General features: G+C 71.3%; 11 protein-coding genes. 6 read left to right on the top strand and 5 right to left on the bottom strand.

Going from position 1 to position 12,796, the window contains the following annotated elements; translation table 11 throughout:
• Positions 1–38: 38 nt before the first annotated feature.
• The gene (pyrH, locus tag GUI43_RS24250) at positions 39–806 is read left to right on the top strand and encodes a UMP kinase (RefSeq protein ID WP_030487501.1); all 768 of its coding nucleotides are present in this window, start codon (positions 39–41) and stop codon (positions 804–806) included.
• Between the two features lie 73 nt (positions 807–879).
• Entirely contained in the window at positions 880–1,437 is a 558-nt protein-coding gene (gene frr, locus GUI43_RS24245; RefSeq protein WP_088946658.1) for a ribosome recycling factor, read from the top strand.
• Positions 1,438–1,489: 52 nt separating this feature from the next.
• On the opposite strand, the gene GUI43_RS24240 is transcribed toward frr, so the two are convergent.
• Positions 1,490–1,933: a hypothetical protein gene (locus GUI43_RS24240; protein WP_112699857.1), complete on the bottom strand. Its 444-nt coding sequence runs from the start codon at positions 1,931–1,933 to the stop codon at positions 1,490–1,492.
• A gap of 381 nt (positions 1,934–2,314) precedes the next feature.
• On the opposite strand from GUI43_RS24240, the gene GUI43_RS24235 reads away from it, so the two are divergent.
• The 3 genes from GUI43_RS24235 to GUI43_RS24225 all read left to right on the top strand — a co-directional run bounded on the left by GUI43_RS24235 (position 2,315) and on the right by GUI43_RS24225 (position 6,160).
• Positions 2,315–3,703, top strand: coding sequence for a phosphatidate cytidylyltransferase (locus tag GUI43_RS24235; protein ID WP_112588478.1), 1,389 nt, complete (start codon positions 2,315–2,317; stop codon positions 3,701–3,703).
• A 104-nt stretch (positions 3,704–3,807) separates the two neighbouring features.
• Entirely contained in the window at positions 3,808–4,965 is a 1,158-nt protein-coding gene (rlmN, locus tag GUI43_RS24230) for a dual-specificity RNA methyltransferase RlmN (protein WP_091400305.1), read from the top strand.
• A 31-nt stretch (positions 4,966–4,996) separates the two neighbouring features.
• Entirely contained in the window at positions 4,997–6,160 is a 1,164-nt protein-coding gene (locus GUI43_RS24225; RefSeq protein WP_112588480.1) for a DivIVA domain-containing protein, read from the top strand.
• Between the two features lie 87 nt (positions 6,161–6,247).
• Here GUI43_RS24225 and GUI43_RS24220 read toward each other — a convergent pair whose 3' ends face one another.
• The gene (locus GUI43_RS24220) at positions 6,248–6,469 is read right to left on the bottom strand and encodes a DUF2631 domain-containing protein (protein ID WP_036412111.1); all 222 of its coding nucleotides are present in this window, start codon (positions 6,467–6,469) and stop codon (positions 6,248–6,250) included.
• A 198-nt stretch (positions 6,470–6,667) separates the two neighbouring features.
• Here GUI43_RS24220 and GUI43_RS24215 point away from each other — a divergent pair, with 198 nt between their 5' ends.
• The gene (locus tag GUI43_RS24215) at positions 6,668–8,248 is read left to right on the top strand and encodes a Rieske 2Fe-2S domain-containing protein (protein ID WP_091400310.1); all 1,581 of its coding nucleotides are present in this window, start codon (positions 6,668–6,670) and stop codon (positions 8,246–8,248) included.
• Between the two features lie 91 nt (positions 8,249–8,339).
• Here GUI43_RS24215 and GUI43_RS24210 read toward each other — a convergent pair whose 3' ends face one another.
• The 3 genes from GUI43_RS24210 to GUI43_RS24200 form a co-directional block, all read right to left on the bottom strand.
• The gene (locus tag GUI43_RS24210; protein ID WP_112699856.1) at positions 8,340–9,935 is read right to left on the bottom strand and encodes a phytoene desaturase family protein; all 1,596 of its coding nucleotides are present in this window, start codon (positions 9,933–9,935) and stop codon (positions 8,340–8,342) included.
• Between the two features lie 177 nt (positions 9,936–10,112).
• A complete protein-coding gene (locus GUI43_RS34970; RefSeq protein WP_283016241.1) occupies positions 10,113–12,002 on the bottom strand; it encodes a HAMP domain-containing sensor histidine kinase in 1,890 nt (629 codons plus the stop codon).
• On the bottom strand, positions 11,992–12,687 hold the full coding sequence (locus tag GUI43_RS24200; protein ID WP_181518693.1) for a response regulator transcription factor: 696 nt from the start codon (positions 12,685–12,687) through the stop codon (positions 11,992–11,994). The genes GUI43_RS34970 and GUI43_RS24200 overlap by 11 nt, the downstream gene beginning before the upstream one ends.
• Between the last annotated feature and the right edge of the window lie 109 nt (positions 12,688–12,796).

The raw sequence follows: 12,796 nt of genomic DNA, 5'->3' as shown, positions 1-12,796 counted from the left end.
CGCCGCACGGGGCGTGCGCGTGGGGAAGGGCGGGGCGGATGACGCAGGTTGTGAGTGACCGGACGCTGGAGCTGGACGATCCGACGGCACCGCCGCCGGGGCGTGCCCGCCGGGTGGTGCTGAAGCTCTCCGGTGAGGTCTTCGGTGGCGGCGCGATCGGCGTCGACCCGGACGTCGTCCAGGCCATCGCCCGGCAGATCGCCACAGTGGTCCGCCGCGGCGTGCAGGTCTCCGTGGTGGTCGGCGGAGGCAACTTCTTCCGCGGCGCGGAGCTGCAGAAGCGTGGAATGGACCGGGCCCGCGCCGACTACATGGGCATGCTCGGCACCGTAATGAACTGCCTCGCGCTCCAGGACTTCCTGGAGAAGGAGGGCATCGAGACCCGGGTGCAGAGCGCCATCACGATGGCCCAGGTCGCCGAGCCGTACATCCCGCTGCGGGCCATCCGGCACCTGGAGAAGGGCCGCGTGGTCATCTTCGGCGCCGGTGCCGGAATGCCGTACTTCTCCACTGACACGGTGGCCGCCCAGCGGGCGCTGGAGATCCGGGCCGACGTGGTGCTGATGAGCAAGAACGGCGTGGACGGTGTCTACACCGCCGACCCGCGGATCGACCCCACCGCCAGTAAGCTCGACTCGATCACCTTCTCCGAGGCGCTGCGCCGCAACCTGCGGGTGGCCGACGCGGCAGCGTTCAGCCTCTGCATGGAGAACGGCCTGCCGATGCTGGTCTTTGGCGCGCAGGGTGACGACACCATCATCCGCGCGGTGGGTGGCGACAAGATCGGCACCCTGATCACCGCCTGAGTCCCGCCGACGGCGACGGTCTGACGACTTTCAGCAGAGCCCACCACGAGCACAGAAGGAGGCGAGGAGACCGGTGATCGACGACACCCTCCTCGAGGCCGAGGAGAAGATGGAGCGTGCGGTTGAGCACGCCAAGGAGGAGTTCGGCGCCATCCGTACCGGTCGCGCCAACGCCGCCATGTTCTCCAAGGTCATCATCGACTACTACGGCACGCCCACGCCGCTGACGCAGATGGCGTCCATCGCGGTCCCCGAGCCGCGGATGGCCATCATCAAGCCGTACGACAACTCGCAGATCAACGCGATGGAGAAGGCGATCCGCGACTCGGACCTCGGGGTGAACCCGAACAACGAGGGCAACCAGCTGCGCATCCTGCTCCCGCAGATGACCGAGGAACGCCGCCGCGACATGATCAAGGTGGCTCGGCACAAGGGCGAGGAGGCCAAGGTGGCGATCCGCAACGTCCGCCGCCGTGGCAAGGAAGAGCTGGACCGGATCGTCAAGGACGGCGAGGCCGGCGAGGACGACGGTCGCCGCGCCGAGAAGGAACTCGACGACCTGACCCAGCGGTACGTGGCCAGCATCGACGACCTGGTGAAGCACAAGGAAACCGAGCTGCTCGAGGTGTGACCCATGCTTCGAGGCCCGTTCCCGACGTCGGGGACGGGCCTCGTTCCATAGGTCAGCAGGGGATCCAGACGGTCCTGGTGCTCTCGGCGAACTGCTCGCTGGTGTCCCAGTCGCGCAGCGAGAAGTGGGCGGTGGCCCGACCGGGGTGCAGCGCCGGAGCGATCCGGGCGAACGCCATCCCGAGTTCGACAGTGCCGCCGTCGCAGAGGATCTCGCCGGCGCCGTGTCCCCCGGTGGCCCAGAGGGTCGGCAGGCCGTCCTGCACCAGCGAGGCCGACATGAGGACGATGCCGGCCGGGCAGTTCCGGGCGGTGGCGGTGACCCCTGCTGCCGGGTACGTCACTCCCGGCTCGCCGACGGGCGGCTCGAACGGGAACAGCTCGCTGGTATGGCGGTCGATGGTGATCCTGGTCCGTGCCGTGGTGGCGGCGGCCGGTGACCCTGCTCCCAGGACCATGGCGGCCACCGTCAACACCGCGAGACCGAACTTGTACATGTGAGTGCCCTTCCCCCGTTGCGAAGCGCGGGCTGGCGCCGGCGCGGCACCAGCGGACCACGCCGGGCGGGTTCGGTCAGTACTCGATCGCGCACCGGACGAGTCGGATCGACGGCTGCGGATTGCCTCCGGTCTGCCGTACTGAACGGGTGGGCGTCGCTGGCCGGCGGGCCGGCGGCGCGGGTGGTGTCCGTGGGCGTGCCTCGTCCGCCGTGCCGATCCGGCGTGTGCAGTAGGCTCGGCAGGATTCCCGGCCACCGGGTGGTGAACACCGGGGATCGACCGACCGTCGGGGCGGTCAATCGGAGGAACATCGCACGTGTAGGGGATGCTTGTGGTCTTGCGTCATGTGGTGGATCTCGTGCCGCTTCGCGGTGCGTGATGTCCCACCCCGACCCCTACGGCAGCGAGCCTCGCGGCTGGGACCGGCCGGAGCGCCCGGTGGCGCTGCCCTGGCCGGAGCAGGAGCTGGAGGCCGGCCAGTGGAGCCGCCGTCCGGCTGCCGGCCCTGAGCTGTACGCCGACCCGCACGCGCGGCCGTACGCCGACCCGCACCCAGCGGACCCGTACGACGAGCGTGGCCGCCCGGTCCGCCCGGACGACCGTTTCGACGACCGCGACCGGCACGATCGTTTCGACGACCGGGACCGGCACGTCGACGACCGCAACCAGCCCGACCGGTACGACGACCGGGGTCGCGGTGACCGCTACCCGGATCGACCTCCCGCGGGGGAGGGGCCGCCCGGTTACGACGGTCCGGACCGTGGGCGTTTCGACGAGCCGAGCCGTCTCGACGGCCCTCCCGTCCGCTTCGACGACCCGGGGTACCCGACCGAGCAGCTCGCGCCCGTCCGGGCGGAGGTGGTGCCGGACGAGGCTCCGACGACCGGTCGACGGTCGAAGGGGCGACGTCGGGCCAGCCTCGACCGACCGGCCACCCAGCAGGTGGGCACCGGGCGGGCCGGGCGCAACCTTCCCGCGGCGATCGGGGTCGGGCTCGGCCTCGGCGCGCTGATCGTGGTGCCGCTGGCCTTCTATCCGTTGGCCTTCCTGCCGGTGATCGCCGCCGCGGTCGCCATCGGCATCTGGGAGATGGCCCGCGCGGTACGACGCAGCGGTGCACACCCGCCGCTGGTGCCACTGATCGCCGGTGGCGTGTTGACAGTGGGTCTGGCCTGGTACGCCGGCCCGGACGCGCTCAGCCTGGGGCTGCTGGTCACCGTGCTGGGCACCATGATCTGGCGGTTGGGTGACGGGCCGGCCGGCTTCCAGCGGGATCTCACCGCGGCCACCCTGATCGCCGTCTACGTGCCGTTCCTCGCCGGTTTCGCGGCGTTGCTGGCGGCGGCCCCCGGCGATGGGCACCTGCGCATCCTGGCCACGCTGATCGGGGTGGTCCTCTCCGACACCGGTGGGTACGCGGCCGGGGTCTCCTTCGGCCGTCACCCGATGGCCCCGTCGATCAGCCCGAAGAAGTCCTGGGAGGGCTTCGCCGGCTCGGTCACCGCGGCGGCCCTGGGCAGCGCGGTGCTGCTGTGGCTGATGTTCGAGGTGGCCCCCTGGTGGGGCGCGCTGTTCGGGGTGGCCGTCTCCTGCGCGGCGGTCCTCGGCGACCTGGCCGAGTCGATGATCAAGCGGGATCTCGGCGTCAAGGACATGAGTAACCTGCTGCCCGGCCACGGCGGTCTGATGGACCGGCTGGACTCGATCCTGTTCGCGGTGCCGACGGCCTACCTGCTGTTGGCGGTCTTCGTGCCGGTGGTGAGCTGAGGTATGAATCACGGCGACCTGGTCATCCGGCTCCGGCGGTCGCGGCCCGTTCGACACCTCCGGACCGGCAGCCGCCGCCGACGGCGTGACACACTGGACCAGCCATGACGAGCCTGCCCTTGATCCCCGCCATCTCGGTCGCCCCCGCCGCGCGCCGGGCCTCCATGCCCCCTCAGCACCTCGCTGACCTGGACCTGGCCGGCCGCCAGGCGTTGGTCACCGGGCTGGGTGAGCCGGCCTTCCGCGCCAAGCAGGTCTCCAACCACTACTTCGGGCGGTTGGTCCGCGACCCGCAGGCGATGACCGATCTGCCCGCTGCGACCCGGGAGCGGCTGGCCGACCAGTTGCTGCCGACATTGCTCAACCCGGTGCGCGAGCTGGCCTGCGATGACGGCGCGACCCGCAAGGCGCTCTGGCGGCTGCACGACGGTGCGCTGGTGGAGAGCGTGCTGATGGGTTACCCGGACCGGGTGACAGTCTGCATCTCCAGCCAGGCGGGTTGCGGCATGGCCTGTCCGTTCTGCGCGACCGGCCAGGCCGGGCTGACCCGCAACCTGTCGACGGCGGAGATCGTCGACCAGGCGGTGTACATGGCCGGGGTGGCGGCCTCCGGCGTGGTGGCGGGTTCCCCGCCGAGGCTGTCGCGCGTCGTCTTCATGGGCATGGGCGAGCCGCTGGCCAACTACAACCGGGTGATCGCGGCCATCCGTCGGCTGGTCAGCCCGGCTCCGGAGGGGCTCGGCCTGTCCCAGCGGCACATCACCGTTTCCACGGTCGGCCTGGTTCCGGCCATCCACCGACTGGCCAGCGAAGACCTCTCAGTGACCCTTGCGTTGTCGTTGCACGCGCCCGATGATGATCTGCGCGACGAACTCGTGCCGGTAAACCAGCGCTGGAAGGTAGCCGAGGTGCTGGACGCAGCGTGGGACTACGCCGCCCGGACGGGCCGCCGCGTGTCGATCGAGTACGCGATGATCAAGGACGTGAACGACCAGCCGTGGCGAGCCGACCTGCTCGGGCGGCTGCTGGCCGGCAAGTTGGCCCACGTGAACCTCATTCCGCTCAATCCGACGCCGGGCAGCCGCTGGGACGCGAGCCCGAAGCCGGTCGAGCGGGAGTTCGTCCGGCGGTTGCGCGACGCCGGGGTGTCCACCACAGTTCGGGACACCCGAGGTCGCGAGATCGACGGCGCGTGTGGCCAGCTTGCCGCCGCCGAAGACAACGACACCAATACCGACCGCGCCGGAGAGGCACCGGCGTGACCGGGCGTGGCGAACGAGACCAGGAGACATAGTGGCGAGTCAGGGTCAGCGTTTCCGGCGCAAGGCGCTCCGCCGGGGATACAAGGTCGACGAGGTGGATGCCTTCCTCGACCGGGTCGAGGCGACGCTCGACGGCCGACAGGTCGGTGCCCCGGTGGCCTCCCAGGAGGTTCATGACGTCGTCTTCCGGGTCCGCTTCAACGGCTACGACGAGTGGCAGGTCGACCTGCACCTGGACCGGGTCGAGCGGCAGCTGGCCGAGCTGGAGGAGCGCAACAGCGCCGGACGCGGTGGCGACCCCCGGATGGGTGACCGGATGGGCCCACCGGACCGGATGGGTCCGCCGATGCGTGATGACCGGGGCATGGTCCCGCAGCCGATGCCGCCCCGGCCGATGCCCGCGCAGGCTGGCCCGCCCTACGGCCGCTACGACGAGCCGACCGGTGCCTTCGCCGGTGGGTACGACGCCCCCCGCGGCGGTGGTTACGACGCGCCACGTGGCCCGGCCGGCCCCCCGATGGGTCCCGGTGGCCCGATGGGCCCCGGCCCGATGGGTGGCCACGGCATGCCGCAGCGCGGCCTGCCCGCCGGTCCCAGCGGGTACGGCCCCCCGGACGACCAGCGCTCACCCGGTGGCTACGGCCAGGATGATCAGCGCGGCGGGTACGGCGCCGACGACCAGCGCGCGCCCGGCGGTTATCCGCCGCCGCCGGAGGAGCCGCGCTTCGACGGCTTCGAGGCCGGGCGACACGGTCGCGCCGACATGACGGCCGAGATCCGGATGCCGGAGCGGGATCTGCGCGACATGCGCCGTGGTCCGGCCGGTCCGCCTCCGCTGCCGCAGCAGGGCATGGGTGGCCCGCCGATGGCCGGTCCGCCCGCGGTGGCCGGCCCCCCGATGGGTGGCCCGCCGATGGGTGGTCCGCCGATGGCCGGTCCGCCCGGCAGCGACCTGTACCGGGTGGACCAGATCCGTCGTAGCTTCCAGGTGCGCCGGTTCGGCAGCGGGTACGACCCCGACCAGGTGGACCGGTTCTTCGACACCCTGCTCGGTGGCATGCAGCGCCGCAACCCGATGCCGGTCGACCCGAAGGACCTGGACACGCTCCGGTTCGGCCTGGTGCCGGGTGGCTACTTCGAGGCCGAGGTCGACGCCGCGCTCAAGGACGTGCAGGACATCCTCTTCGGGCGCTGACCCCGACGCGATACGGACGAGGGCCCGTCCCCCGGGTGGGGGCGGGCCCTCGGCGTACGTCGGCCGGTCGTCCGGCGGTGGGTCGGGTCAGGAGCGCAGGCCGCTGCGCCGCAACACGATGTCGCCGATCACGATGATCAGCAGCAGCGCGGCCAGGCCGATCAGCCAGATGTCCTCGACCCTGCCCTCGTGGTTGCCGCAGATCATCGCCAGCAGCGCCAGTGCGGACAGCACGGCGCCGATCTGCCCGGCCTTGCGGTGCCCGGGCTTGTGCTGGTCTGGCGACGTTACCGGCTCGCTTCCTGCCACTGTCGGTCCTTCCCTCGCGATCGGATCTTTGGTTAGTCTGGCACGCCTCGTACCCGGTGCGGTGGGGTGGGGGTTTCCTGGCCATCGGCCCTGCCCCACACGGGCTGGACGGCACTACCGGCGTCGCGGGGCGGCGGTCAGACTCGCTCCGGTAGCGTTTGGCGTACACCTGATTGTCTGTTTGAGGGGGACTGTGCGGTGCGAGTGACCGGAACCGGGCACGCCAGCATGCGGATCGACACGGCCGCGGGCAGCATCCTGTGCGACCCGTGGGTCAACCCGGCCTACTTCGCGTCGTGGTTCCCGTTCCCGGATAATTCACTGCTGGACTGGGAGAGCCTGGGCCAGGTCGACTACCTGTACGTCTCCCACCTGCACCGGGACCACTTCGACGCGAAGCACCTGCGCGACTTCGTCTCCAAGGACGCCACGGTCCTGCTCCCCGAGTTCCCCACCTCAGAGATGGAGGACGAGTTCCGGGCGCTGGGCTTCACCAAGTTCCTGAAGGCGCCCAACGAGCAGGTGGTGGAGCTGCCCGGCGGCCTGAAGATCATGATTCAGGCGTTGACCAGCCCGACCGACGGGCCGATCGGCGACTCTTCGCTCTGGGTCGAGTACGAGGGTGTGCGGCTGCTCAACCAGAACGACGCCCGCCCCACCGACCTGAGCGTCTTCGCCGAACTGGGGCACGTGCACGCGCACCTGCTCCAGTTCTCCGGTGCGATCTGGTACCCGATGGTCTACGAACTGCCGCAGGCGGCGAAGACCGCGTTCGGCAAGCAGAAGCGTGACCGGCAGTTCGACAGGACCTGGCGGTACATCGACGACCTGAAGGCGTCGCACGTCTTCCCGATCGCCGGCCCGCCGTGCTTCCTCGACGACGCCCTGTGGCAGTTCAACGACATCCACGGCGACGAGGGCAACATCTTCCCCGACCAGTCCGTCTTCCTGTCGGAGTACGCCAAGGTCGGCGGCACCAACGGGATCGTGCTGCTGCCGGGCAGCGTCGCCGAGGTCACCACCGAGGGCGCGAGCACCACCCACCCGGTGCCGGTGCAGGAGTTCTTCGCGAACAAGGTCGCGCACCTGGAGGAGATGCGGGAGCGCAAGCGCCCGATCATCGAGGCGGAGAAGGCGTCCTGGCGGCACCCCGAAGTGGACGTGCTCGGCGAGATGAAGCGTCGGATCGAGCCGCTGCTCGACGAGTCGATCTACCTGGCCAAGGGGGTCGGCGGCCCGGTCCGTTTCGACCTGGTGGGGTATGACGGCGAAAGCGTCGAGTCGATCGTGGTGGACTTCCCCGGCAAGGAGGTCCGGCCGTACGCGGACGAGAAGGTGCGCTACCGGTTCCGGACCGAGCGGTCGCTGATCGAACACCTGCTCTTCATCGACGAGGTGGACTGGGTCAACTCGCTCTTCCTGTCCTGCCGGTTCTCGGCGGCCCGGATCGGCCAGTACAACGAGTTCGTCTACGCGTTCTTCAAGTGCCTCTCCGAGGAGCGGCTCCAGTACGCCGAGGGCTGGTACGACGAGCACGAACGCAGCACCGACGCCGAGGACATCACGTTGGGCGACTGGGTGGTGCAGCGGCGGTGCCCGCACCTGAAGGCGGACCTGACCCGCTTCGGCATCGTCGACGGTGACCAGCTCACCTGCCAGTTGCACGGCTGGCGCTTCGACCTCCCCAGCGGCCGCTGCCTGACGAGCGTCGGCCACAAGGTGCGAGCCCACCGGGTAGACGCGGAAACCCCCGCCCCCGCAGGCGAGGCCGTGATCTGACCCCGCCCTCGTCGATCATGAAGTTATTGCCCCGACACGCCGCCATGGCAGGCAATAACTTCATGATCAACGGAGGTCTGGGGGGTCCCGGTTAGGCCGACAGGTCGGTGAGGATGCGGCGGGCGGCGTTGTGGCCGGCGGCGCCGATGACGCTGCCGGCCGGGTGGCAGCCGGCGCTGCCCGCGTACACACCGTCGATACCGGTGGCGTAGGGCATCCGGTCGGTGAACGAGACGGTGTTGTCGACGTGGTGGATGTGCCCGCCGGTGATCCCGAAGTGCTCCTCGATCCCGGGCGGGGGCAGCGGCACCGCGTCGGCGATCAGGTCGGCGGTGCCGGGGGCGTACCGCTCGACGATCCCGATCAGCCGGTCGACGTACCCGGGCAGCTCCGCGTCCCAGGTGGTGCCGGCCAACTCGTAGGGGACGGACTGGACGAAGAGCGCCGACGAGTGGTGCCCGGCGGCGTCGGAGAGCGACGGGTCGACGGTGGTGTGCAGGTACCACTCGATGGTGGGCTCCGCCGGCAGCAGCCCGGCCTGCACGTCCGCCCACATGGCGCGCAGCGCGGTCATCGGCGATGCCTCCGCCCCGCCGACCAGCGACGCCGACCCGGGCAGCAGGTGGATGGTCGAGCCGAACGGGCTCGGCGTGCCGTCCGGAAGGCAGGAGAAGCGCGGCAGCCCGGTGAGCGCCAGGTTGAGCTTGAGGGTGGTGCCGGGCCGGCGGACCGCCGCCATCCGTTCGCCGAGCCGCGCCGGGAGCGCGCCGTCGGGCAACAGGTCCATCAACCGGTACGGGTCACACGCGCCGAGCACCACCCGGGCGGCGACCTCCCGACCGTCGGTCAGCACCACTCCGCTCGCCGCGCCGCCGTCCACTGTCACCGCCTGCACCGGCGTACCGGTCAGGATTGTCGCTCCGGCGGCGCGCGCGGCCTCGGCGAAGGTCCGGGAGACGGTGCCCATCCCACCCTCGGCGATCATCCAGGTGCCGCCGGAGCCGGGCAGTCGGCACATGTTGTGCACGAGGAAGTTGTGGCCGGTGCCGGGGTCGTCCGGGCCGGCGTTGAGCCCGGACAGGCCGTCGGTGACCGCGTACATGCTGACCAGCAGCTCGGAGCGGAACTCGAACCGGGCCAGGTAGTCGGCGACCGAGCCCTGCACGAGGTCGACGAAGACCTGGCGCAGGGCCGGGCGGACGTGCCGCTCGGCGGTCTCCTGGACGCTCAGCGGCTCGGCCAGCCAGGCCGGGGCGAGGTCTTCCCGCAGCGCGGCCAGCTCGGCCTGCATGGCGTCGTCGGCGGCCACGTCGGCGGGGGAGAAGAACTCGGCGAGCTGCGCCCGGGTGGCGGCGGTGTCACTGCCGAAGAGCAGGTACGGCGAGCCGAGGCCGCCCGGGGTGGGGAGGAAGTAGTGCGGGTCGCGGCGCAGCACCGGGATCCGTACGTCGAGCGTGGCGAGCAGTTCCGGGGGCATCAGCCCGAGCAGGTACGACCCGGTGGAGTGGCGCAGCCCCGGCACCTTCGGGAACGGGTTCTCGGTGCGGGTCGCGCCGCCGATGACGTCGGCGGCCTCCAGCACGAGGACGTCCAGGCCGGCGCGGGCCAGCAGGACCGCGGAGACCAGACCGTTGTGCCCGGCACCGACGATCACGACGTCGGCGCGGGCCGGAATCTCACTGCTCATGCCGCGGCAGCCTAGTCCGCCCCACCAGCCCAGGTCACCCCTTCCGCTCCCCACCCACCCTTCCCCACCCGCCTTTCCCCTGCCGCCCCGCCCCGCCCCTGCCCCACCCTGCCTCCGCTCCCGGTGATCAAGAGGTTTGCGTCATTCGGCGGCCTGCTGGTGACGCAAACCTCTTGATCACCGGAGTCGGGCGGGGGTTGGGGCGGGGGCTGGGGTGGGGGCTGGGGGTGGGGGTGGGGGTAGGTGGAGGGTGAAGGTGGAGCCTTGGGCGGGGATGCTGGTGGCGCTGACCGTGCCGCCGTGGGCCTCGGCGAGCTTGCGCACGATGGCGAGGCCCAGGCCGCTGCCGCCGGTCTGCCGGCTCCGGGACTTCTCGGCCCGCCAGAAGCGGTCGAAGACCCGGGGCAGATCCTCGGCGCTGATACCGCTGCCGGTGTCGGTCACCGAGACGATGACCTCGGCGTCGGTCGCGCTGGCGCTGAGCGTCACGCGCCCGCCCGACGGGGTGTGTCGTACCGCGTTGGCGACCAGGTTGCCGACTGCCTGGCGGAGTCGCACCGGGTCGGCGTCCACCTGCGGGTCGGCCTCGGTGCGTACCGTGATGGTGACGCCGACCCGGTCGGCCTGGGCCCGGTGCGCCTCCGCGACCTGGGCGAGCAGGTCGGTGAGGTAAACCTCTTCACGGTGCAGCCGCAGCGCGCCCGCGTCGGCCTCGGCCAGGTCCTGCAGGTCGGTGATCACGTGCTGGAGCACTGTCGCCTCCTCCAGCAGTGAGGAGAGCAGCCTGCGGTCGGGAGCCGCGACGCCGTCCTCGACCGCTTCGAGCCAGCCCCGGATGTTGCTCACCGGCGTACGCATCTCGTGGGCGATGTCGCTGACCATGGCCCGGCGTAGCTGCTCCAGCCGTTCGCGCCGTTCGGCCATGTCGTTGAAGGCCTCGGCCAGCCGGGCGATCTCGTCGCGGCCGGTCACCCGGACCCGGGCGGTGCCGTCGCCGTCGCGCATCCGCTGGGCGGCCCCGGTCAGCGCGTGCAGCGGCCGGGTCAGCCGGATGCCGGCGAGGACGGTGAAGCCGATCGTCACCAGCAGGACGAGACCGGCGACCGCGACGATGCGGGTCTGGTTGGCGGGGGAGAGGTCGAAGGTGGTCGAGGGACGACCGCCCGGGTCGGTGACGAAGAGGGTCGCGGCCGGGGCGACGTACGGGAGGAGTTGTTCGCGTCGGCTGGTGCCGACGCAGGCACTGATCGCCCGGTTGTGCTCCTGGTCGACACCGGCCGCGCTGCGGGAGTCGGGTGCGCTGGCCGCCGGCTGCCTCGTCCAGGTCCAGTTCAGGTCCACCTGCACGGCGGGCAGGCGCCGCCGCGCCAGGCAGGTGTTCACCAGGGCGTTGAGCTGGGCGAGCGCCTTGCCCTCGGTGGCCGTACGGGTCGCGAGCTCCTCTCTCGGCTGGCCGCAGACGGCACTGTCGGCGAGGTCGGTGCCCGGGGTGTCGATCCGTGGACGGCCGGTGGGGCCGTCCACGACGGCCGCGTCGATCTGCGCCCGCAGCCGCAGACACTGGACCGCCGTGGCCGCCTTGTCGCGCAGCGCGGCGCGCTCCTCGGGCGGGAGCAGGTACGGCCCGGTGGTGCGCGGGTCGATACGACTGGTGCCGCCGTCACCGCTGCCCGGCAGTGTGGTGCCGGGCATCAGGGCGGTGTCGACGGCGAGCGCGTCGACGATCGCGGACGACGTCGCCGGCAACGGGCCGGCGCCGGGGGCCGAGTCCGCGATCGGCGCACCGGTCTCGGTGGTCAGGGCGATCCGCCGGCCGACGTCCTGGGCGAGCGGCCGAAGGGCCGCGTCGACCCCGTCCCAGTTCGGGTGGGTCGCCGCGTACGCGAGCACTGTGTCGTAGATGCGCGCGTCGTCGGCGAGCGCCTGCCCCTGCTCCTGCCGGATCGCCCCGGTGGTGGTGCGGACGGCCAGCCACGCGGTCGCCGCGATCGAGCCGACGGCGATGAGGACGGCCAGCGCCAGCAGCCGGAGCAGCAGGCTGCGGCGCAGCGGGACCTCACCCGACACGGGGTGACTCTTCGACCAGCTTGTATCCGATGCCGTACACGGTCACCAACCGGGCCGGCTTGCGCGGGTTCGGCTCGATCTTCCGGCGGAGGTTCATCACGTGCACGTCGACGGTCCGGTTGGTGATGTACCTGTCGAACCCGTGCAGGTAGCCCAGGAGCTGATCCCGGGTGAACGCCCGGGCGGGCTGGGCGGCCATCGCCTGGAGCAGCTGGAACTCACCAGGTGTGCAGTCGACGAGGCGTCCGTCGCTGCGTACCTCGTGGCGCACCGGGTCGACGTGCACCGCGCCGACCCGCAGCACCGGGTCCGCCTGTGTCCGTTGGCCCCGGCGCAGCAGGCTGCGGGCCCGGGCGACCAGCTCACGCGGGCTGTACGGCTTCGTCATGTAGTCGTCCGCGCCCAGGTCGAGGCCGAGCAGCAGGTCGTCCTCCGTCGACCGGGCGGTCAGCATGAGCACCGGCAGGTCGGATTCCCGGCGCAGGATGCGACAGACGTCCAGACCGTCGACCTTCGGCATCATCACGTCGAGGACCAGCAGCGCCGGGGGCCGCTGCCGGATCTGCTCCAGGGCGGCCCGCCCGTCGGCCACCACGACCACCTCGTGCCCCTCGCGTTCCAGATACCGGCGCGCCAGCTCCGCCTGCTTCCGGTCGTCCTCGGCTACCAGCACGTACGCACACACGGCAGCGACTGTACGTGGCCCCGACGGGTTCCAGTACGGCCGCTGAGCTGGGGCTATCGGATGACGACCGGTTTCTTACAGGTCTCTGACACCCGGCCGTGAAGCTGCA

Source organism: Micromonospora noduli (assembly GCF_003264365.1).
Lineage (GTDB): Bacteria > Actinomycetota > Actinomycetes > Mycobacteriales > Micromonosporaceae > Micromonospora > Micromonospora noduli.
The sequence above is the reverse complement of the archived record's forward strand: the minus strand, read 5'-3'. Positions and strand labels throughout refer to the sequence as shown.

Coding starts and splice junctions, on each gene's coding strand:
- GUI43_RS24240 (WP_112699857.1), bottom strand. CDS start 1,933: ATGTACAAGTTCGGTCTCGCGGTGTTGACGGTGGCCGCCATGGTCCTG.
- rlmN (WP_091400305.1), top strand. CDS start 3,808: ATGACGAGCCTGCCCTTGATCCCCGCCATCTCGGTCGCCCCCGCCGCG.
- pyrH (WP_030487501.1), top strand. CDS start 39: ATGACGCAGGTTGTGAGTGACCGGACGCTGGAGCTGGACGATCCGACG.
- GUI43_RS24210 (WP_112699856.1), bottom strand. CDS start 9,935: ATGAGCAGTGAGATTCCGGCCCGCGCCGACGTCGTGATCGTCGGTGCC.
- GUI43_RS24235 (WP_112588478.1), top strand. CDS start 2,315: ATGTCCCACCCCGACCCCTACGGCAGCGAGCCTCGCGGCTGGGACCGG.